Annotated in this window: 12 protein-coding genes; 6 read left to right on the top strand and 6 right to left on the bottom strand. The window is 63.7% G+C overall.

What is annotated here, in order from left to right; translation table 11 throughout:
* Nucleotides 1–350: 350 nt before the first annotated feature.
* Nucleotides 351–1,238 (top strand): crotonase/enoyl-CoA hydratase family protein, encoded by an 888-nt coding sequence (locus M0D67_RS16805; protein ID WP_154561797.1) that lies wholly within the window; start codon nucleotides 351–353, stop codon nucleotides 1,236–1,238.
* 111 nt (nucleotides 1,239–1,349) lie between these two features.
* Here M0D67_RS16805 and pdeR read toward each other — a convergent pair whose 3' ends face one another.
* The 3 genes from pdeR to M0D67_RS16820 form a co-directional block, all read right to left on the bottom strand.
* A complete protein-coding gene (gene pdeR, locus M0D67_RS16810) occupies nucleotides 1,350–3,353 on the bottom strand; it encodes a cyclic di-GMP phosphodiesterase (RefSeq protein ID WP_154561799.1) in 2,004 nt (667 codons plus the stop codon).
* A gap of 240 nt (nucleotides 3,354–3,593) precedes the next feature.
* Entirely contained in the window at nucleotides 3,594–8,156 is a 4,563-nt protein-coding gene (locus M0D67_RS16815) for a DEAD/DEAH box helicase (RefSeq protein WP_266239212.1), read from the bottom strand.
* 173 nt (nucleotides 8,157–8,329) lie between these two features.
* Nucleotides 8,330–11,665, bottom strand: a complete 3,336-nt coding sequence (locus tag M0D67_RS16820) for an autotransporter outer membrane beta-barrel domain-containing protein (RefSeq protein WP_266239213.1) — start codon at nucleotides 11,663–11,665, stop codon at nucleotides 8,330–8,332.
* A gap of 338 nt (nucleotides 11,666–12,003) precedes the next feature.
* Here M0D67_RS16820 and M0D67_RS16825 point away from each other — a divergent pair, with 338 nt between their 5' ends.
* Entirely contained in the window at nucleotides 12,004–13,053 is a 1,050-nt protein-coding gene (locus tag M0D67_RS16825) for an aldo/keto reductase (protein WP_171927902.1), read from the top strand.
* Between the two features lie 25 nt (nucleotides 13,054–13,078).
* Here M0D67_RS16825 and M0D67_RS16830 read toward each other — a convergent pair whose 3' ends face one another.
* Nucleotides 13,079–13,435, bottom strand: a complete 357-nt coding sequence (locus M0D67_RS16830; protein WP_266239214.1) for a carboxymuconolactone decarboxylase family protein — start codon at nucleotides 13,433–13,435, stop codon at nucleotides 13,079–13,081.
* A 117-nt stretch (nucleotides 13,436–13,552) separates the two neighbouring features.
* Here M0D67_RS16830 and M0D67_RS16835 point away from each other — a divergent pair, with 117 nt between their 5' ends.
* Nucleotides 13,553–14,506, top strand: coding sequence for an AraC family transcriptional regulator (locus tag M0D67_RS16835; RefSeq protein ID WP_266239215.1), 954 nt, complete (start codon nucleotides 13,553–13,555; stop codon nucleotides 14,504–14,506).
* Here the strand turns inward: M0D67_RS16835 and M0D67_RS16840 are convergent.
* The gene (locus M0D67_RS16840; RefSeq protein ID WP_171927919.1) at nucleotides 14,503–15,072 is read right to left on the bottom strand and encodes an aromatic acid exporter family protein; all 570 of its coding nucleotides are present in this window, start codon (nucleotides 15,070–15,072) and stop codon (nucleotides 14,503–14,505) included. The genes M0D67_RS16835 and M0D67_RS16840 overlap by 4 nt on opposite strands.
* Before the next feature lie 208 nt (nucleotides 15,073–15,280).
* Nucleotides 15,281–15,619: a BON domain-containing protein gene (locus M0D67_RS16845; RefSeq protein ID WP_154561813.1), complete on the bottom strand. Its 339-nt coding sequence runs from the start codon at nucleotides 15,617–15,619 to the stop codon at nucleotides 15,281–15,283.
* Nucleotides 15,620–15,952: 333 nt separating this feature from the next.
* Here M0D67_RS16845 and M0D67_RS16850 point away from each other — a divergent pair, with 333 nt between their 5' ends.
* The 3 genes from M0D67_RS16850 (at nucleotide 15,953) to M0D67_RS16860 (ending at nucleotide 20,812) form a co-directional block, all read left to right on the top strand.
* The gene (locus M0D67_RS16850) at nucleotides 15,953–17,434 is read left to right on the top strand and encodes an RNA polymerase factor sigma-54 (protein WP_266239216.1); all 1,482 of its coding nucleotides are present in this window, start codon (nucleotides 15,953–15,955) and stop codon (nucleotides 17,432–17,434) included.
* A 136-nt stretch (nucleotides 17,435–17,570) separates the two neighbouring features.
* Nucleotides 17,571–18,758 (top strand): pyridoxal phosphate-dependent aminotransferase, encoded by a 1,188-nt coding sequence (locus M0D67_RS16855; RefSeq protein WP_266239217.1) that lies wholly within the window; start codon nucleotides 17,571–17,573, stop codon nucleotides 18,756–18,758.
* A gap of 257 nt (nucleotides 18,759–19,015) precedes the next feature.
* Nucleotides 19,016–20,812 (top strand): S10 family peptidase, encoded by a 1,797-nt coding sequence (locus M0D67_RS16860; protein WP_266239218.1) that lies wholly within the window; start codon nucleotides 19,016–19,018, stop codon nucleotides 20,810–20,812.
* Nucleotides 20,813–20,832 lie beyond the last annotated feature (20 nt).

Consider the following 20,832-nt stretch of genomic DNA (forward strand, 5'->3'; position numbering starts at 1 on the left):
CGTCCTCGGCTACGTTCGCGATGACCGCCGAGCTTCATTAATCAGCGTTTCCCTAATCGACGACTATTTCTTTTTCTTTCAAATCCGGCAAGAAATTCAAGCTTTGTTCGTTCGCTAATTGATTGCGGCCGGGTGCTCATTTGCGGGCTAATTTCGCCCTTCTTCGGTGCGCAAGCGTTTGCGTCCGCAGCATCTTTTGTCCGTCCGTTCGCCGCCCCGCAGAGCGCCATCTGGCGAGGCTTCACGCGCGTGTTGCATTCATCTGTTGGTTACCCCGCTCCCATCCGATTCCGGTCTGCTTTAGGCTCGCATTGCAATGCCAGTGTTTAACCTTAAAAGGACCGTTCAAAATGAACCTGCATAATCACCACGCCTGCCGTCCGTTCCTTGAGGCCGGCAATTTGTCGCAAGTCTCCGCCTACTACGAAGAAGGCCGCAACATCATGTGGATGATGCTGCGGGCGCAGCCGCGTCCCTGTTTCAATCTCGATCTGGTGCATGACATTCTGGGTCTCGCGCAGGCAGCACGAGAGTCCGGCTTGCCGATCGATTTCTGGGTGACCGGCTCGTTGATTCCGACCATGTTCAACGTTGGGGGCGACCTCGATTTCTTCGCCGACACGATCCGCGCCGGCAAGCGCCAGGCGCTGATGGCGTACGCGCGCGCCTGCGTCGATTGCGTGCACGCGGCGGCGCGCGGTTTCGATACGGGGGCGATTTCAATCGCGATGGTGGAGGGCACAGCGCTTGGAGGAGGGTTCGAGGCGGCGCTCGCGCATCATTTCCTGCTGGCGCAGAACGACGCACGCATGGGCTTTCCGGAGATCGCGTTCAATCTGTTCCCGGGCATGGGCGGCTATTCTCTGGTCGCGCGCAAGGTGGGGATGCGTCTGGCCGAGGAACTGATCGGCATGGGCGAGTCGCACACCGCTGAGTGGCACTTCGGCAAGGGACTGGTCGATCAGCTATTCGAACCGGGCGACGCCTATATGGCGACGCGCACCTTCATCGATACGCTCCGGCCGAAAATGAACGGGATCCGCGCGATGCTGCGGGCGCGTCAGCGGGTGCTGCAACTCTCGCGCGCCGAGCTGATGGAAATTACCGAGGACTGGGTGAATGCCGCTTTCACGATCGAGGAGAAGGACCTCGTCTTTATGGAGCGGCTGGTGATGCTGCAGAACCGCCGTACTTCGAACCTGCGCCAGACGGCCTCCAGCGCGGCCAATTTCGCCTGAATCGCCCCGGGTCTCGAGGATATCGAGCCGCCGCGGGCGGGTCCCCCAACCCCCCAATCCCCCAAGGGGACTTCCTTCGGAGCGGGGGACGCCCTTCGGGCGCGTGGAAGCTCAGGCAATCAGTCTGAGCTTCTGCCTATCCTGCAACCAGCGTTCGAATTCCGCGACCGGCATGGCCTGACCGTACAGGAAGCCCTGTACGTATTCGACGCCCAGCCCCCTCATGAACACCTCTTCCGATTCGGTTTCGATGCCTTCGGCGACCACCTTGAAATTCAGCTCCTGCGCGACCACCACCATGGAGCGCACGAGTGCTTGCGCTTTGGTGTCGGCATTGATCGAGCGGACGAAACTGCGGTCGAGCTTGATGACGTCGAGCGGAATGCGGCCCAACTGCGAGAGCGACGAATAGCCGGTGCCGAAGTCGTCCAGATGAACCTGCGCCCCGAGTTGGCGAAACTGCTTGATCAGATCGATTGCCGCCGCTTCGTCCTCGATCAGGCAACTTTCGGTGAGTTCCAGGTCGATCAGACACGGATCGAGATTCGCGCGCTGCAGCGCTTCGCTGAAATGCCGCACCACGGCGGTGTCGACCAGTTGCCGTGCCGACACATTGATCGCGATGCGCAGGTTGTAGCCGTCCGCCTTCCATTTGGCCGCTTGCTTCGCGGCCGTTTCCATGACCCAGCGGCCGAGCACGCCGATCAGCCCGGATTCTTCCGCATAGCGGATGAACTCGGTCGGCATGATCTGCCCGCGCTCCGGCGAGTTCCAGCGGACCAGCGCTTCCGCGCCCTGCACCACGCCGGTGGCGAGCACGATCTTGGGTTGATAGTGCAGCGTCAACTGGCCCTCTTCGAGACCGCGCCGCAGGTTGGTGTCGAGCCACATGTACTCGGCGACCTTGCGGTTCATCTCGGGCGAGAACACGCGATAGGTGCGCTTGCCTTCGTCTTTGGCAACGTACATCGCCGTGTCCGCCGAACGGATCAGCGATTCGAGGTCGTTGCCGTGTTCCGGATAGCGCGCGATGCCGATCGAGCAGCCGGTGTAGACCTCGACGAGCCCCAGGCTGAACGGCGTGCGCAGGCGTTCGAGAATGCGCTGCGCGGTGGCTTCGAGATCGTGGGCGGTGCCTTGGGCGGCGAGCACAATGAACTCGTCGCCGCCGAGGCGCGCGAGCACGTCGCCTTCGTTCAGGCAGGTGCTGATGGCCGACGACACATCGCGAATCAGCCGGTCGCCGAAGACATGGCCGTAGTGGTCGTTGACCTTCTTGAAGTTGTCGAGGTCGAGGAACAGCACGCCGACCGATTCGCCTCGCGCGGCTGCTTCGATCGCGGCACTGATCTTGTCCTGGATCGCGTTGCGATTGGCGAGGCCGGTGAGCGAATCGGTGTTCGCCAGTTCGGTGAGACGTTCCTGCGCGAGCCGTTCTTCGGTGATGTCGGTGCCTGAGCAGATCAGAAACTGTTCTTCGACGCCGCTGCCGCTGTGAACGAACTTGTTGCGAAACAGGAATAGCCGTTCGCCGCGAAGGGTTTTCACGCGCCGCTCGACTTCGTACGAGACGCCGCGATTGAAGAAACCTGTGATGTTCTGGCTCGACGCCGCGCCGGACTCGGTGCTCATGAACAGCGCCCACACATTGCGGCCGACGATGTCTTCTTCCTTGACGCCGGTGAGTTCCTCGGCGAGACGGTTGAAGCGCTGTATGCGACCGTGCCTGTCGACGATGACCACGACCGAATTGACTTCGGAGACGACCTGTTCGGCGAAAGACAGACCGTGGACGAGGTCGCGTGCGACGGATTCCGTATCGTCGTAGGCCGAGGCGGTGCCTGCCCACGTATTGCTGGCGAGTTTTTTACCGACGAGGTGCAGACGCAGCGGTTCGCCGAACAGCCGCACGTCGAGGATGAGGTGCGAGGTGACACCGGTGAGGCAGCGGATCTGCGAGGCCTGTTGGGGATTCAGCGGAATGGCGACATTAGCCGGCACGTCGCCGGTGACGGGCGTGAGTTCCAGCGCGTTGCTGTCGTTCGACAGACGCCAGCAAGGGCTGCTTGTGCCGAACTGGGCAAACAGCACCTGATCGTGTTGGTCGTCGTTCATGAGATCCCCGGGCAGTGTGCCGATGAGCCAACCATGAAGGTGGGGTGGCGGCAAACAGTCTTCATCATACTTAAAGACTGGCCCCATTGTAGCGAAGCGGCTGGCGTTCGGGCCTATAAACATTAACGGTCGTGATGGCCTTCGTCTTAAGGCTTTTATTTTGGCGTGCGCGCTGGTATGAAGCCTCGAAATCGCATCGAAACGGCACTGAAACTGCCGTGGAATTACCTCAGGACTGCCTCAAAACCGCCGGGCCAACGCGCTTCGGGCGTGCTCCCGCTCTGTGGGAATCGCTTCCACCGTGGGGTCAAACCAGAAAGCCCCTGCGACAAGCGTCGCGATAACGATTCCATCCCGATACAAGACCCGATTTCCAGCGACAGCAGGCACGCGTTCACCCACCAGCAACGTACCGGCAAGATTCAAAGGATCGGTTCCTGCGACACACACAAAAGCACCATCGTTCGCATGCCGTCGAACCTCGCGCAAGATCGGAATCGCTTCCGGTAAAGCAAATTGTTCGCCAGCGAGGCCATTCACAAACCGCCCGCCGCGAATGACGCCGCGTGCTTCGAGCCGCTGAAACACGCGCAACAGGTCCCGCCACGGCGGCAACCACTCGGCCTCGCGTTCGAGCAAACGCCAGAACACCACGCCATAGCGGCGCAGCAACGTCATGGCGATATGCTCGAGTATTTCGGGGGCGAACTGCTGACGGCGCGCCGGCGATGCTTCGGCTGCAGCAACAACGGGCTGCCGGCTGACCAGAGCCCAGCGGCCCGCGTCGTCCATTCCTCCGATCAATGCACTCGACCTGACACGCCGGCTACTGGAATAAGCACTGCGTTTGGCGACGGGTTTCAACAACGCCCGCAAGCCGGCGAAACTGTCGGAATTCACGAGGCCCGCGGCAACCAGCTCGCCCAACGCGTTTTCCAGTTCCATGCGCAAGCCGTGTACCTCGGCCAGCAATTCGTCGAAGAACATTGCGCCATGCTGCGATAACGTGTCATGGACGCTCTGCGCGCGCGCCGATAGCTCCGGTTGTTTCGACGGGTCGATCAGCGCGCGCCAGACGCGTACCTGTGCGCGCGGCAAAAGCACGATCGGCGTGCTGCGCACCGGTCCCGCGGCACCGCGCGCCCGCTCGGTCAGGCGCGTCCAGACGATCTTGCCGGCACGGCATAGTTCGTCGAGCGAAATGTTCGCGTACGCCTTCACGCGCGTGGGCAGAATGTCTTCTTCCCATGCGGCTGCCGCGGCCTGAAAACCCTCCATCTGGTCGAGTACGGCGGCTAAAGCGTCGCGTCCCTCGCTGCGGGCGTCAGGCGTCAAATGCTGCCACTCGAACAGAAAACGCATGAAGTCGTGCCGTTCCACCGGTTCGATTTCGCGTCGCAAGCGTTTCACCGTGTAACGGTGGATCCGCGCAAGCAGATGACGCTCGCACCATTCTTCCTCGGTCGCGCCCGGCGAGAAGCGGCCGCGCATCACGTAGCCTTCCGCTTCGAGGCGCGTCAGCGTGTGTTCGACCGACGTTGCGCGCAAGTTCAGTGCCTGCGCGATCGCACGTACAGGCAGCGGGCCAAAGCCAGTGAGCCGGGCGCGCAGCACGTCGAGCAGGGCGTCGTCGGCGCTCCACGGATCGGTGTAGCCGTTTGGTACGGTGAGCGGCGGTTCAAACCGGGCGTCAGGGTAGAGCGCCTGGAAACAGGTCAGGCGCTCGGCAGGCAGCCACAGCGCGTCGTCGGCAGCGATCCGCAGACGGGTCGCGCGACCGGATTCGGCAAGCAACGCGAGCCAGGCCGGCCAGTCTTCGACATTGCGCGCCTCGGCCTCGGTGATGCAGGCGAGACCCGTTAGCGCTTCGTGCATCTCGTCGGCGGTGCGTGCCTGCGGCCATGCCTCGTCGCGCACGCTGTCGATCGCGTCGGCATCGAGCGCGCCGAGGTCGTCGGCGCTGGACGGATCGCTCCAGCGGCGGTTCTGCACGGCTTGCGTGCGGCGCTCTTCGATCGGCGCATCGTCGAGAAAGGCGTAGGGCTTGGCTGTGAGGATTTCGGCGGCAAGCGGTGAGGGCGCCGGCAGATCGCGGGCGATCAGTTGCACTTCGCCCTGTTCGATACGACGCAGCAAGGCAATCCAGCTCTCGCTGTCCATCGCGTCGTGCAGGCAATCGTCGACGGTTTGGTCGACTAAGGGATGACGCGGCAGTTCGCGCTCGCCGACGATGTTTTCCAGGCACGCGGCCTGTTCGGGAAACACGCTCGCCAGCAGATCTTCGCTACGCATGCGCTGCAATTGCGGCGGGGTCTTGCGCCCGCCGGTATAACGCGGCAGGCCGAGCGAGGTGGTCGCATTCCAGCGCCAGCGCACGCCGAAGAGCGGCGCGTCGAGCAGCGCCTGGACCAGCAGGTGCTCGGCACTGTTCGAATGGAGGTAGCGCCATACTTCGTCGAGTACGAAGGAATGGCTGCCGGTCAGTGAGAGGATGATCGCGTCTTCGGTAGCGGCGGCTTGCAGTTCGAAGTTGAAGGTCCGGCAAAAACGCTTGCGCAACGCGAGACCCCACGCGCGGTTCACGCGACTGCCGAACGGCGCATGGATCACGAGTTGCGTGCCGCCGGATTCGTCGAAGAAGCGTTCCATCACGAGTGTGTTTTGCGTCGGCAGCACGCTGAGCGCGGCGCGTGCGCGGGCGAGATAGTCGACGATTTGCCGCGCGGCGGCTTCGTCGAGACCGAGAGCGTCGACGAGCCAGTCGATTGCGCGTTGGAGGCGCGTATTCATGACTTCGCTGTCGGTCCCGGTCGAACACGCCTCGTCGATCGCTACCACCGCATCGGCCTCCCGCCCATCGAGCAGGCGCCCGATCTGCTCACGCAAGCGCGCGACGCCGAACGACAGTTCATCGCTGCGCCCTGGCGCCTCGCCGAGCCAGAACGGAATATTCGGCGGCTGCCCTTGCGCGTCCTCGACCCGCACGCGGCCGCTCTCGATCCGCAGAATCCGGTACGACGCATTGCCGAGTTGAAACACGTCTCCGGCGAGACTCTCGACGGCGAAATCCTCGTTGACGGTGCCGATATTGATCGCCTGCGGTTCGAGCACCACCGCATAGTCGGCGTTCTCGGGAATCGTGCCACCTGACGTCACGGCGACCAGTTTGCCGCCGCGCCGGCCGCGCAAGGTGCCGCTCACCACGTCGCGATGAATATAGGCGCCGCGCGGGCCGTTACGGCTCGTATAGCCAACGGCGAGCATGCGCAGCACGGCGTCGTATTGCTCGCGTTCGAGGCCCGCATAGGGGGCCGCGCGCCTCAGCATTTCGAACAGTGCGTCTTCGCCCCATTCGGCGCTCGATACCTCGGCGACGATCTGTTGCGCAAGCACATCGAGCGGCGCGCGCGGAATCCGCAACGCGTCGAGTTCGCCACGCCGGACGCAATCGAGCAGCGCGGCGCATTCGATCATATCGTCGCGCGAAGCCGGAAAGAGCCGGCCCTTCGGCATGCCGCCCACGTGGTGGCCCGAGCGCCCCACACGTTGCAGGAACGGCGCGATCGCGCGCGGCGAACCCATCTGGCAGACCAGATCGACGTCGCCGATATCGATGCCCAGTTCCAGTGAAGCGGTCGCGATCAGCACCCGCAACTCGCCGCGTTTGAGGCGCTGCTCCGCGTCGAAGCGATGTTCCTTGGCGAGACTGCCGTGGTGCGCGGCGACTACGTCTTTGCCGAGCCGCTCGGTCAGATGGCGCGCCGCGCGTTCGGCCATGCGGCGCGTGTTGACGAAAATCAGCGTGGTGCGATGCGTCGCGATCAGTTCGGCGAGGCGATCGTAGACGCGCTCCCACACTTCGTTCGGCATCACCGCTTCGAGCGGCACGGGCGGAATCTCCAGCGCGAGATCGCGCTCGCGAATGTGGCCCACGTCGATGATCGCGCAGTCCGCCGGAATATCGCTTTCGATGCTCGCATCGCCCACCAGAAAGCGCGCGACTGCGCTGACCGGTTTTTGCGTCGCCGACAGACCGATCCGCGGCAAGCGCCGCTGACACAGCGCGTCGAGCCGTTCGAGGCTGAGCGCCAGATGACTGCCGCGCTTGCTGCCGGCGAGCGCGTGAATTTCGTCGACGATTACTGTGCGCACGGTCGACAGCATACGTCGGCCGGAATCCGAACCGAGCAGGACGTATAGCGACTCCGGCGTGGTCACGAGAATATGCGGCGCGCGTTTTTTCAGCGCGTTGCGTTCCTGCTGCGTGGTGTCGCCTGTGCGTACGGCCGTGCGGATGTCGAGCGGCGGCATGCCGCGCGCGTCGAGTTCCGCCGCGATGCCTTGCAAAGGCACTTGCAGATTGATGCGGATGTCGTTGGAGAGTGCTTTCAGCGGCGAAACGTAGACCACCAGGGTTTCGTCCGGCAACGCGCCGCCGTTGGCCAGGCCTTGCTGGACGAGTTCGTCGAGCGCGGACAGGAAGGCGGTGAGGGTTTTGCCCGAACCGGTGGGCGCGGCCACCAGGGTCGAGCGTCCGCTGCGAATCTGCGGCCAGGCGGCAGCCTGGGCGTCGGTGGGGGCGGGGAAGGTCTTCAGGAACCAACTGGCTACTGCCGGATGGAAATCATCCAGCGCGCCGGGCGTGAAAGGGCCTGAAGCGGGGGTCGAAGCGTGGCCCGAAGTAGCATCTGAAGTTGCCTGCAATGCCGCATCGAAGCGCGAAGAATCAGAGCGCGCGTCCAGGGCGGTGGCGGATGTCGAGGCCGAAGTCATGCTGGCATAGATGGGGACGCGGTGTGCCATATCCAGAGGGCGGCAAGCGCCGGCCTGTTTCAAGGATCAACAATCAGTCTGGCAGGTTTTCGGCGGCTTTGCCGATGCCTGGGTGGCGGCTATCGCGCGGAATAAGGCGGCAATCACTGCGGGAGCGGCCCGCACCGCACCTGCCGCACGGCACGGCACGGCACGGCGCAAAACTACCAGACCCAACGCACGCCTGCGTCGCCCGTTACCGTTCTCTGGTGTGCGCCACCCAGATTCGTTACCCAGCCGAGCGTCGCGAAGACGCTGCCCGACGTGCTGAACTTACCGACCACGCCCGCGCCGAGTTGCGCCGCGGTTTGCCCGACGGTGCCCGGAATCACGGTCCCGCCGCCGAAGGTGACTTTGTCGTCGGAGCCGAATTCGCGTAGGAAGCTGACGCGCAGATAGGGCCGCCACGCGATCGCGAAGGCATCGAACTGAGCTTGCAGGCGCGCACCGATTCGTCCGACGAAAGTATTGCCGCTGTTGAAGCCGACGCTCGATACACCATCGTTGAAATCGGACAGCGAGAGGTGCTGCCACACGAGTTGCGCTTGCGGTTCGAGCGTGAGCCCGGCGCCGAGCGGAATCGGCAGACCGCCTTCGAGCGAGCCGGTCACCGCGTTGCCGTGCGTCGTCTTAGCGAGGCCGTCGCGCGAGACCGGATCGACGGTCAATGAACTTCCCATCAGCACGGCGTCCGTGTACCAGCCACTCGGGCCGGTATGCGTCCAGTAGCCGCCGAGGCTGTACGCATTGATCGCCAGATGGCCTGCAGCGAGGTTGGGCACGCCGAGCGCGAAGCCGTCGACGTCGCCGGTGGCCCGCGCGAAACCGACGAACAAACCGTAGTGATTGCGCTGGCCGCTCGCACTGCTGTCGGCGTAAAGATCTTGCCCGGCCTGGATGCCATACACGGAGCCGTCGAATTGCGGACTTGCCGTGCCGTCCTGGCTCAGCACGCTGTGGCCGCCCCACACGCGGCCCCATGCGGCAGGCAGTTTGCCGCTTTCGCTCAGCAAGGCCTGATCGCCTTGCCGGTCATGGAACGTATCGATCTGCATCAGGCCGAGTTCACGCGCGACGCCGGGCGCCGCGGCGTAGACCGGCACTTCGACGCGATACAGCGGCGTGGCGGCCGAGCCGGCGGGCGGCGCGGGCGGCAAGGGCGGCGTGCCCTCGGCCGCAATCGGTATGCCGGTCGCGACAACAGGCGGCTCGCCAGGGGCGCCCGGCGTCGTGACCGGTGGCTGGCCGGGTGTCGTTGTGGGCGGCAGCGGCGCAACCGTATTGCGCAAATACCAGTTGTCCGTGGTGCCGCTGCTCACACCGCCTTTGGCCAGATAGTAGGAATATGCGCCGGCTTTAACCGGTGCAGCCAGCGTAAAAGCGCTCGAGGCGGTGGTGGCGCCGTTGGTCGCCTGAATCACTTGAATGCCGTCAGCTACTGTTTGTGCGCCCTGGCCGCCAACGTTCGTGACTTGCAGGCGCGTTGAGCCAGTGGCTGTCCCGCCGCTCAGCACGAGGCGATCGGACGCCGCGCCGTCGCCGGCGACGACGGCGTTCAATCCGATGGTGCCGTTTTGTCCGGCATAGTTGCCCGTCACATTCAAGCGGTTGCCCACACCGCCTGCGGCAGGTCCGCCGATCTGCACGAGTCCGGCATTCACCAGCGAGCCGTTGATCGAGAACGCGCCGTTGCCCTCGCTGGCAAACGACGGCAATGCATTCGCCACCGCGAGTGTGCCGTTGTTCGTGACCGCGCCCGTCACGCTGCCATAGCCGCCGAGCGTCGTGCCTGAAGCCACCGTGGTGGCGCCGCCGCCCGTCAACGCCGCGTTGGCATGGGTGGCATCGCCGATCGCGAGGGTGCCCGCCGCGACTGTGGTTGCGCCGCTATAGGTGCTCACGCCGGTCATCAGCAAGCTGCCGCTGCCGGCTTTCGTCAACGCGCCGGTCCCGCTCACCGCCTGGAAGAGCGTGGTATCGAAGGATTGTGTATCGATCGTGCCGCTGCCTGCGGCCAACGTGATGGCACGCGTGCCGGCGAGGTCGAAGCTTGTCGTCAGTTGCAGCGTGCCGCTGTTGAACGTGAGCCCGCCCGTGTTCGCACCGAGCGCGTTGTCCGCGCCGACGGCGATCGTGCCTTGATCGATCGTCGTGCCACCCGAGTAGGTGTTGCCGTTCGCCGCAGCCGGCGCAAGCGTCAACACGCCGGCCCCGGTTTTGTCGACTGCGCCTGTGCCGCTGATCGATCCCGTGTAGGTGCCCGCGTTGTCCTGGGCAAACCGCACGAGTCCGTTGTCGGTGACATTGGTGGGCAGGTTCACCGCGTTCGCCTGCAAGGTCGCGCCGCTATCGACGAGCGCCGCCGCGCTCGCGCCTAACGTGCCGGTGAGATTGAGCGTGCCGGTCTGCACATGTGCGAGCGTGAAGGTCCCGCTACCGGTCCAGTTCCACTGCGTGCCTTGCATCAGCAAGGTCTGAAAGTTGGTAAACGCATTCGACGCCGTACCCGTGCCTTGCAAGGTCACCGTATTCGATCCCGCGCCACCGTCGGCCGCGCCGTTGATCACCGAACCGGTTTGCAGAATCAGCGAATCGTTGCCGTTGCCCATCGTGATGGCCGTGCCGATGCCGCTCTGCACGAGCCCCGCATTGATGATGGTGCTGTTGCCGTTGAGCGTGCGGATGCCGGAGCCGTTCTGACTGATGATGCTGCCGCCCGCGAGGTTCTGGATCGTCGCCACGAAGCTCGATCCCGCAGTGTTGGAAAACACCGCATCCGAACCGCTGCCGCTCGCGCTGATCGTGCCGCTGTTGATCAACTGGTCATTATTGCCTTGCAGATAAGCGGTTGGACTGGCCGCGCCCGTGGTAGTCAACGTGCCGCTGTTGTTAATGGTGCCGCTGCCGCCGAGAATCGATGCCGCGCGCGCGTTGCTGCCCGAGGTCGTCACCGTGCCGCTGTTGATCAACGTGTTGTTCAACTGGCCGACGTTCGTTTGTCCCCACGCGGCCGTCATGCCGTAAGCGTTGGGGCCGCTGGTGGTGATCGAGCCGCGATTGATCAGCGTGTTGCCGCTGCCGTTGGCGGCCATGCCGTCGTTGAAGGCGCCGCTCGTGGTGATGACCGCGCCGCTCGCGTTGGTGATCTGATTGCCATTGCCCACGCCGAGCAACACGGCACCGCGCGCGGTGCCCGTACCGCCGCCGCCCGTCAGCGCGAAGTTGCCGCTGCTGTTGATCGTGCTATTGGTGTCGACGCTGAAGACAACTGCATTGGTGCTGTGCACGAAGCTGCCCGAGGCGGTGCTATCGGCATTGATCGTCACGCCGGTGCTGCCGGTTTGCGCAACGACGGCGGCGAGGCCGCTGCCCGTGCAGGTGACTGTGGTGTTGCTCGGCGGCGCGGTATTGCTGCACGCGGCCATCGCTGAAGGGGTGAATGCCTTTGAGAGCAGCACGACGCTGCCGAGGCCGATTCCAAATGTTTTCTTCTTCTTCATACGCACGGTCCTTGTTAAAGGCACTGCACCATACGAGCGGAATGGTCAGACTTATACACGCCTTACCAGAACTTTCCAAATGCCCCCGGCATGACATTACGGGTATGTTGCGCATCGCCGACGCTTGCCGGAGACCCGCATGGCGCCTCGCTTTTGGCAAAGAAGGAAATTTTTCCGGGCCAAAAAAGCTGCGGTAACTACTGCGGGAACCGTAAGTGGTTTGAAACATACGTTCGCCGGATGGCTGGTCAGAACTCACGCCGGGTCCTGTCGAAATTTTCCAGGTGCAGTACTCTGTACGGCTCACCGATTCACGAATCCACGATGGAGTCTCGACGATGCGATACAACCAGTTAGGCCGTACCGGTGTGTTTGTTTCAGAGCTGTGCCTGGGCACGATGACCTTCGGCGGTGGCGAGGGCATCTGGAAGCAGATCGGCGATCTGCAGCAGGGGGACGCGGAGCGGCTGGTCGGCCGGGCGCTCGATGCGGGCATCAATTTCATCGACACGGCCGACGTCTATGCCGATGGCCTGTCCGAACAGATCACGGGTCAGGCGTTGAAGAACCTGAAAGTGCCGCGCGACAAGGTTGTGGTCGCAACCAAAGTATTCGGCCAGACGGCAGCGTTTCCGAACGCGCGCGGGGCCTCGCGTTATCACATCATCGACGGGATCAAGGCGAGCCTGAAGCGCCTGCAACTCGACCACGTCGACCTGTATCAGATCCACGGTTTCGATCCGGCCACACCGATCGAAGAAACCGTGCGCGCGCTCGATACGCTGGTTCAGCATGGCCATGTGCGCTATGTCGGGGTGTCGAACTGGGCCGCGTGGCAGATCGTGAAGGCGCTGGGCATTGCGGAGCGCCTCGGCCTCGCGCGCTTTGAATCGCTCCAGGCGTATTACACGCTGGCGGGCCGCGACCTCGAACGCGAACTCGTGCCGATGCTGCACAGCGAAGGACTTGGATTGATGGTGTGGAGTCCGCTCGCGGGCGGCTTGCTGAGCGGCAAATATGGGCGCGAGCAGCAGGGCGAAGCGGGCAGCCGTCGCACGACCTTCGATTTTCCCCCGGTCAATCGCGAGCGCGCCTATGACTGTATCGACGTGATGCGCGATATCGCGGAGACGAAGAAAGTGTCGGTGGCACAGATCGCGCTTGCGTGGCTGCTGCATCAACGCGTGGTGAGCTCGGTGATCGTCGGGGCGAAGAAAGTCGAGCAACTCGACGACAACATTGCCGCCACCGGCGTCACGTTGACCGCCGACGACCTTGCGAAGCTCGATCAGGTCAGCACGCTGCCGGCTGAGTACCCGGGCTGGATGCTGGAACGCCAGGGCGAAGTGCGCCGCAAGCAGCTTGAAGAGGCGCGTCATCCGGCGTAACGGCGCGTAGTGGGCGCCGCTTCCCTCAATCTGCCTGCTTGCTATCCGCCTGATAAGCGGCGACGGCGTCCATCGTGCGTGCCGAGTACACCATGGTGGCGCCCGCGTTCATGGCGACCGCCACGCCGAGCGCTTCAGCGATCTCTTCACGTGTCGCGCCGTGTTTCAACGCTTCGGCAGTGTGCACGGTGATACAGCCGTCGCATCGCAAGCTCACGGCCACCGCAAGCGAAATCAGCTCGCGCGTCTTCGCACCGAGAAGGTCGGCCTTCTGGCCCGCGCTCGACATCGTTTGATAGGCCTTCACCGTATCCAGCGACAGTTTGGCGATCTCGCCGATGCGGCCGAACAGTTCCTTGCGGTAATCGATCCAGTTCAACATGACAGTGCTCCTTTGTTTGCCACGCCCCGGCGGGTGCCGGTGTCGTTAGGCAAAGTATTGCGCTGTGCCGCGATATCCTGAATACTCGATTCGCTCAACTTTTAGCGCGACCGTCTCATGGATACGCTCAGCCGACTGATCGACCTCGCCCGGCCGCAAGCCAGCCTCGATCTGCGTTGCCTGCTCACGGGCGGCTTCGACATCGATCACGCGCCGATGGAGGCGGGCATTGCACCGTTTCATCTGGTGCTGGATGGAGCGTGCGTCGTCGAGACTGCGGGTGGCGCGCAGGTTGCGCTGCAGGCGGGGGATTTCATGCTGTTCCCGCGTGGCGCCGCGCATCGGGTGCGCGATATCGGGCGAGCGGCTTCCACCGCGCCGCTGACGTTGAGTCATGACGGCATGCTGCCGTTGCGCCGCAATGACGAGCGCAATGACGAGCACGAGGGCGGCGCCGATCTCGATCTTCTATGCGGCCGGTTCGTCTACGCGCCCGGTTCCTCGGCGTTGCTGCTCAACGCGCTGCCGGATCCATTTCACGTGTCGCTCGGCGGCGTGCAAACGCTCGGCGCGCTGCAGACGGTGATTGCGTTGATGCGAACCGAAGCCGAACAACGTCAGCCCGGCGCGCTCGCGATCGTCACCGCATTGAGCCACGCGCTCTTCGCGATGGCTTTGCGCGTGCATGGCGAACAGAATGCATCGAGCGCAGGCGTGCTGGCGCTGCTGGCCGATGTGCGTCTGGGTGCGTCGGTACAGGGCATGCTGGACGCCCCCGAACGGGCGTGGACGATTGCCGAGCTCGGTGAACGCGCGGCGATGTCCCGCGCAACTTACGCGCGCCATTTCAACGAGCGTGCGGCTATGACGGTGATGGATTTCCTCACGCAGATTCGTATGACGATCGCGTGCGATCTGCTGCTACGCACGCAGCGCAGCGCCGCGGAGATCGGTGAGGCAGTGGGGTATCAATCGGAAGCCGCCTTCGGCAAGGCGTTTCAGCAGAGCGTCGGCGCGACGCCGGGGCGTTACCGGCGTCAACCGCAAGAGAACGATCAGAAATCCGGCTAGGCTTTGTCGGTTCTGCCGTACCAGTGCTTCTCTATCCTCGACATGATCAAGGTCACCAGCAGTGCGCAGACCGTGCCCAACGTGACTTCGCCGAGGCGCAGCAAGGCCTTGTCCCACGGCGAACCGACGCCCGGCACCAGCAGCATGATGGTCGCCGTAATGCCGCCCAGACGCGCGGCGCTGCCCACGTTCACGACCCAGCAAATCACGATTGCCGCGGCAACGGTCGCGGCGTAAGCGGCGAGATAGCCACCGCCGAGGGTTGCGCCGATGAGCCCGCAAACGGCTCCGACCATCGCGCCGATGAACTGATCGCGCGACAGATTGCGGGTGTCGATATAACTGTGCTGGCTGACCGCAATCGCCGTAATCGCGGCCCAGAAAGCTTGCTCCGTATGCAGCCAACGGCCGATCACGAAAGCAAGGCTGCCGCCGGCCACCGCCTGCGCGGCCATCACACTGCCTTCGGCCAGCCGGTCGCCCAGCGGCAGCGCCTTGAGAAAAGCAAACAGCGAATTGGCGGCGTTCGTCCGCGCTTCACGTCTTGATTCGTCGGGAGCGGTCATTGGATGGGGAGGAGCTTGTCGCAGCACGAGGGATTCGTATTCTAGCGAGGTCGACGGCGGGGCGTCGTGTCGAGCGACTGTACGATCGCGGCACCGCCGCGTAGTCCGGGCGCATGCCTGCCGGCCGCGCGTATTTTTCAGCGCGATTCCGGCGTGGTGGTTTCCTAAAACGGGACAGCGGCGAAGATGCCGCGCTTAGTCCGCTACGTTATTCCGCTACGACTTTCAGATGGTTCCTCACGCTCGAGACGCCATCGATGCCTTTCACGACCTCTCCTGCTGCGGCCTTGTCGTCAGCCGACGGCACCGAGCCCGTGAGCCATACCACCCCCTTGCGGGTCTTCACATGGATGTGGGTCGATTTGACGTTCTTCGCGCTGAGCAGTTCGGCCTTGGCCTTGGTGGTGATGGTGCCGTCGTCGACGTGCTGGCCGATGGTTTCGGATGCTGCCGACGGGGCCGAACCGCTGGTTTGCGCCGTAGCGTTCAGTGCGAATGCGACGCAAGCGATGCTGCCTGCGGTCTTCAGAAATTGAATGGTCTTCATGGTTTCTCCTTCGGGTGTTGATAAAAAGTGTTGATCCGCAAGCTGTGTGCCTGGTACACCGCACGAATGCCCGAGGTCGGGAGAAGCCGTTGCTGCGCATGCGTTTAGGCTGAGGAATAGAGGGGCGGCCACGTGTGGCGTGCTGTCCAATGGTCCGTAAGGCCCGCGACCGGAAATTGCCGGGTTCTTGTAAAAAGGGCGCTCGCCCACTGCGCAATCGGCGGGCCTGAAAAGGCAAAACTCAGAAAAAACAGGGTGTTGGGCGAGCTGGTATGACAGTTGCTGTAATGAGGTGAGATACCTTTTCTCAGCTATTAACGGGACCTCACTACAATGCCGTCAATTGAACTACGCGCAAGGCAGTCCCTCGCACTCACGCCGCGTCTGCAGCAATCGGTGCGCCTGTTGCAGTTGTCGTCTCTGGAGTTCCAGCAGGAGTTGCGCACCGCACTCGACACCAATCCCTTCCTCGAGTACGACTCGACAGACACGGAAGACGTCGCGCTTGCCACCACAGCGCCAGGCGATGATGCCGGCGCGACACCCGCCACGGACACGGTCGCCGCGGCCGAACCCGAATCGTCACCGGTTGACAACAGCGGCGGCGACACGATGGAAAGCGCAGGGCAGGACGACATACCCGGCGACTTTTCGGGCGACTACAGCAGCCGCAGTTCGACGCGCCAGAACGGCGACTCCGACAGCAGCGATCCCGCTGAATGGGCGCGTTCCCAACCGACCTTGCGCGAGCAGTTGCACGACTCGCTGCGTCTGTATCGACTCGACGACCGTGACCGCGCGGTGGCCCGCTTCATCATCGAGGCGCTCGACGACGACGGCTATCTGCGTCAGGAACTCTCCGAGCTTGCGGATAGCGTCGACCTCGAACCCGAATTGACCGAAGAAGAATTGCTGGTGGCGCTGCGGCTCGTGCAATCGCTCGATCGTCCCGGTCTCGGCGCGCGCTCGCTGTCCGAGTGTCTGTCGCTGCAGGTCAACGCCTTGCCCGCTGACACGCCGGGACGCGATGTGGCGCGGCAAATCGTCGACCATCATCTGGAACGTCTCGCGCGCCGCGAACAGGCTGAACTGCAAAAGCAGATCGGCTGCAGCGCCGAGGAACTGCGGGTGGCCTGCGCGCTGGTGCGCAAGCTCGATCCGAAGCCGGGCAACAACTACGGCCGTACCGAAGACAACTACGTGGTGCCGGACGTGATCGTGCGTCAGGTGCGCAACAAATGGGCGGTGACGATCAACCCGGCCGTGCAGCCGCGCGCCCGCATCCATCGCATGTACGCCGAGCTGTTCGCGCAGTCGGCCGGTGCAAGCCGCTCGCCGCTCGCGCAGCAATTGCAGGAAGCGCGCTGGTTGATCCGCAATGCGCAGCAGCGTTTCGATACGATTCAACGCGTGGCCGAATGCATCGTCGCGCATCAACGAGCCTTCTTCCAGTACGGTGAAATCGCGCTCAGGCCGATGGTGCTGCGCGATGTGGCCGAGGAGCTCGGTCTGCACGAGTCCACCATCTCGCGTGCGACCGGCAACAAATATATGGCTACGCCGCGCGGCATTTTCGAGTTCAAGCACTTCTTCCCGCGTGAACTCGGCACGGAAAGCGGCGGCACCTGTTCGGCCGCGGCCGTCCGTGCGCTGCTCAAGGAAATGATCGCCGCGGAGAACACGCACGATCCGCTGTCGGACGTGACACTCGCCAGGATGCTCGCGGATCAGGGCGTGCTGGTGGCGCGGCGCACCGTGGCGAAATATCGTCACTTGATGAAAGTGCCGCCGGCGGAATTGCGCCGCCAGGTTTAAACGCATTGCCCTTTGGGGCCAGGGCTTCAGTGAAGCGCCACACGAGACTCAGTACTCGCGTGGCGCTTTTTCGTATCTGGACGTTTCGCACGCGCCCCATTACATTGGCGGCTCAAGTCGAAACGGGGTGAGTTCCATGAAGTATTCGAATCTGGTTGAGCGTTTGCAGGGCAGGCGTACGTCGGCGTGGGAAATCCATCGTGTCGCTCAACAGGCGCTCGCCAATGGCGAAGACGTGATCGTGCTGAGCGTCGGCGACCCCGACTTTGCGACGCCCGCGCCGATCGTCGAGCGCGCCATCGAGGCGTTGCGCGGCGGCGATACGCATTACAGCGCCGTGTCCGGGCGTGAGCCGGTGCGGGCGGCGATTGCCGAAGACCATGCGCGCACCACCGGTTGCGCCGTGAGCGCGGCCAACGTGATCCTGACGGCGGGGGCGCAGAACGGCGTGTTCGCGACCTCGCTGTGTCTGCTGGAAGCGGGTGACGAAGTGATCGTCCCCGAGCCGATGTACCTCACATACGAGGCCTGCGTGCGCGCGGCGGGCGCCACGCTCGTGCCGGTGCCGGTCGATCCGGCGCGGGCGTTCCACCTCGACTGCGATGCGCTCGAAGCGGCCATCACGCCGCGCACCCAGGCCATTTTCTTCGCGACCCCCTGTAACCCGACCGGCGTGGTGATGCCGCGCGCCGATCTGGAACGCATCGCGCAGATCGCGTGCGAGCACGATCTGTGGGTGCTCTCCGACGAGGTCTATGCGGATCTCACGTTCGAGCGCGAGCACGTGAGCATCGCCGCGTTGCCGGGCATGGCGGAGCGCACGGTGACGCTCGGCAGTCTGTCGAAATCACATGCAATGGCGGGTTGGCGTGTGGGCTGGGCGATCGGGCCTGCCACGCTGATCGAGCATATGGGGCGGCTCGCGCTGGCGATGCTGTATGGCTTGCCCGGCTTCATCCAGCAGGCTGCATTGACGGCCCTGCAGAACAAGGCGCCGATCGTCGCCGAGATGCGCGAGATTTACCGGCGCCGCCGCGACGTCGTGTTCGAGCGCTTGCACCGCGTGCCGGGCTTGCGTTGCCTGTTGCCGGAAGCCGGCATGTTCATGATGGTCGACGTCAGCGGCACGGGCCTCGATACGGTCGATTTCACCTGGCAACTGTTTCGCGCACAAGGCGTGTCGCTGCTTGACGCCAGCGCCTTCGGCGAGACCGCGAATGGCTTCGTGCGGCTGGGTTTCGTGGTCGACGAGGCAAGCCTGATCGACGCGTGCGAACGGATTGCTGCGTTCGTCGGCGGATTGCCGGTGCGTATGAAGGCGTAGGCTGTGAACAGGGAAAGCCGCCCAAGCCGCGAACGTCAGACGAAGTCCTCGTGGCGCCGCAATAGCGGAGCGGCTTTCTTAAGTATTTCGTATTACTTTCGTTTTCCCCAAGGAAACGATGCGGCTTGGGAGGGACGCGCGTTAGAGCCCGTTTTCGATTGACGGCTTCGATGCTTGCGTCAAGAATCAGTCGCCTGATTCGTCTTAAGCTGGACAATCGGGACATCGACGCCTATCGACTCGCAGCCGGATACCCCATGGCCATTCGCTTCTATCTCTCGTGGCGCCGATCACTGATGGCAGGATCCATGGCGGCTGCGCTGGTGGCGATGGCGTTGGTCCTTGCCGTCATCACCACGTTCAGTCAGATGTGCGCGGCGGCCGAACTGGACGACTCAGCCACTGCGGCTGCCGACACGGAAACAGCCACCGCGCCGGCTAGCTCGGTAAGCGTGCCCGGCGCGCCTGGCGCCCAGGCAGACACTGCCGGCCAGACCGTCGATGCGAACGGCCAGCCAGTCATGGAGCCGCGCGCAAATCCATCTCGTACCGGCCATCCGCCACGGGTTTCCGCGGCCGCTCAGAACGATACGCAGGACAACCCGCCGCACGCTGTCAAACCCGAGACCTCGCCGATCCCTGTACCGCCGGAAAGCGCTGCCGTGACGCAGCATTCGATCCGGCTCGGCGGCCGCAACATCGACTACACCGCGACGGCGGGCAACCTGCTGCTGCGTGACAAAACCGGGCAGGCCAATGCGAGCGTCTTCTATACCGCCTACACCGTCGCGACCAAGGCGCCCTCGACACGTCCCGTCACGTTCCTTTTCAACGGCGGACCGGGTGCGGGCAGCGTGTTCCTGCTGATCGGCTCGTTCGGACCGAAGCGGGTGCGCACGGCGAGTCCCGCGAGCACTCCGCCCGCGCCGTATGTGCTGGACGACAACCCCGATAGCCTGCTCGATACCACCGATCTGGTCTTTATCGATGCCGTCGGCGCAGGCCTGTCGAGGGTTGTCGGGCATGGCACGGGGAAGGACTTCTGGGGTGTCGACAAGGACCTTGACGCGTTCTCGCAATTCATCGACCGCTATCTGACGGTCAACCAGCGCTGGAATTCGCCGAAGTACCTGCTCGGCGAATCGTATGGCACCGCGCGCGCCGCGATGCTCGCGTATCAACTGGGGCAAAACAATATCGCGTTGAATGGCGTGATCCTGATGTCGTCGGTGCTCGATTCCTCGGCGTTTTCACCCGGCTTCGATTTCAAGAGCGAGAGCTACTTGCCGAGCTTCGCGGCCATCGCGTGGTACCACGACAAGATCGTGCCAAAGCCGGCCAGTCTGCCGGCCTTCCTCGACGAGGCCCGCGCGTTCGCCCGCGGGCCTTATGCGCAAGCGCTCGCGCAGGGCGACGCGTTGCCCGACGCGCAGCGCGACGAAATCGCCGCACGCGTCGCGCAGTTCACCGGGCTCGACGTCGATTACGTGAAGCGAAGCCGCCTGCGTCTCTATCCCTCGCGTTTTCGCAATCAATTGCTGCGCGATCAATCGCGCAGCATTGGCCGTTTCGATGCACGCTTTAAAGGACTCGAGTACGACGGCGTGTCCGAGCGTCCCGATTACGACGCATCGGTGAGCAGTGTGACGAGCGCTTTCGACGCCGCGCTTCATCAGCATTTTGCGCAGGACCTGCACTTCACGCCTGCTGACCGCTATCGCGTCTTCAACGACGACGCGTTGACGCAATGGGACTGGAAACACCGTGAGTGGTGGGGGGAACACTTGTCCGTGCCGTATGCGGCGGGCGATCTCGCCGAAGCGATGCGGCAGAATCCGCATCTGCGCGTGATGTCGCTGAACGGCTATTTCGACCTGGCCACGCCGTTCTATGCGACCGAGTACGCGCTCGCGCATCTGGGCATCGATGCGCCGCTGCGCGCCAACGTGCGCATCGCCTACTACCCGACCGGGCACATGATCTATCTCGACGATGTCGCGTTGCATGCGCTCAAGCGGGACCTGGCGAGCTTCTATGCGGCGGGCGCGGGCTAGGCTGGCATGTGGGTGGCGGC

The organism is Paraburkholderia sp. SECH4, from assembly GCF_030511745.1.
GTDB classification, from domain to species: domain Bacteria; phylum Pseudomonadota; class Gammaproteobacteria; order Burkholderiales; family Burkholderiaceae; genus Paraburkholderia; species Paraburkholderia madseniana.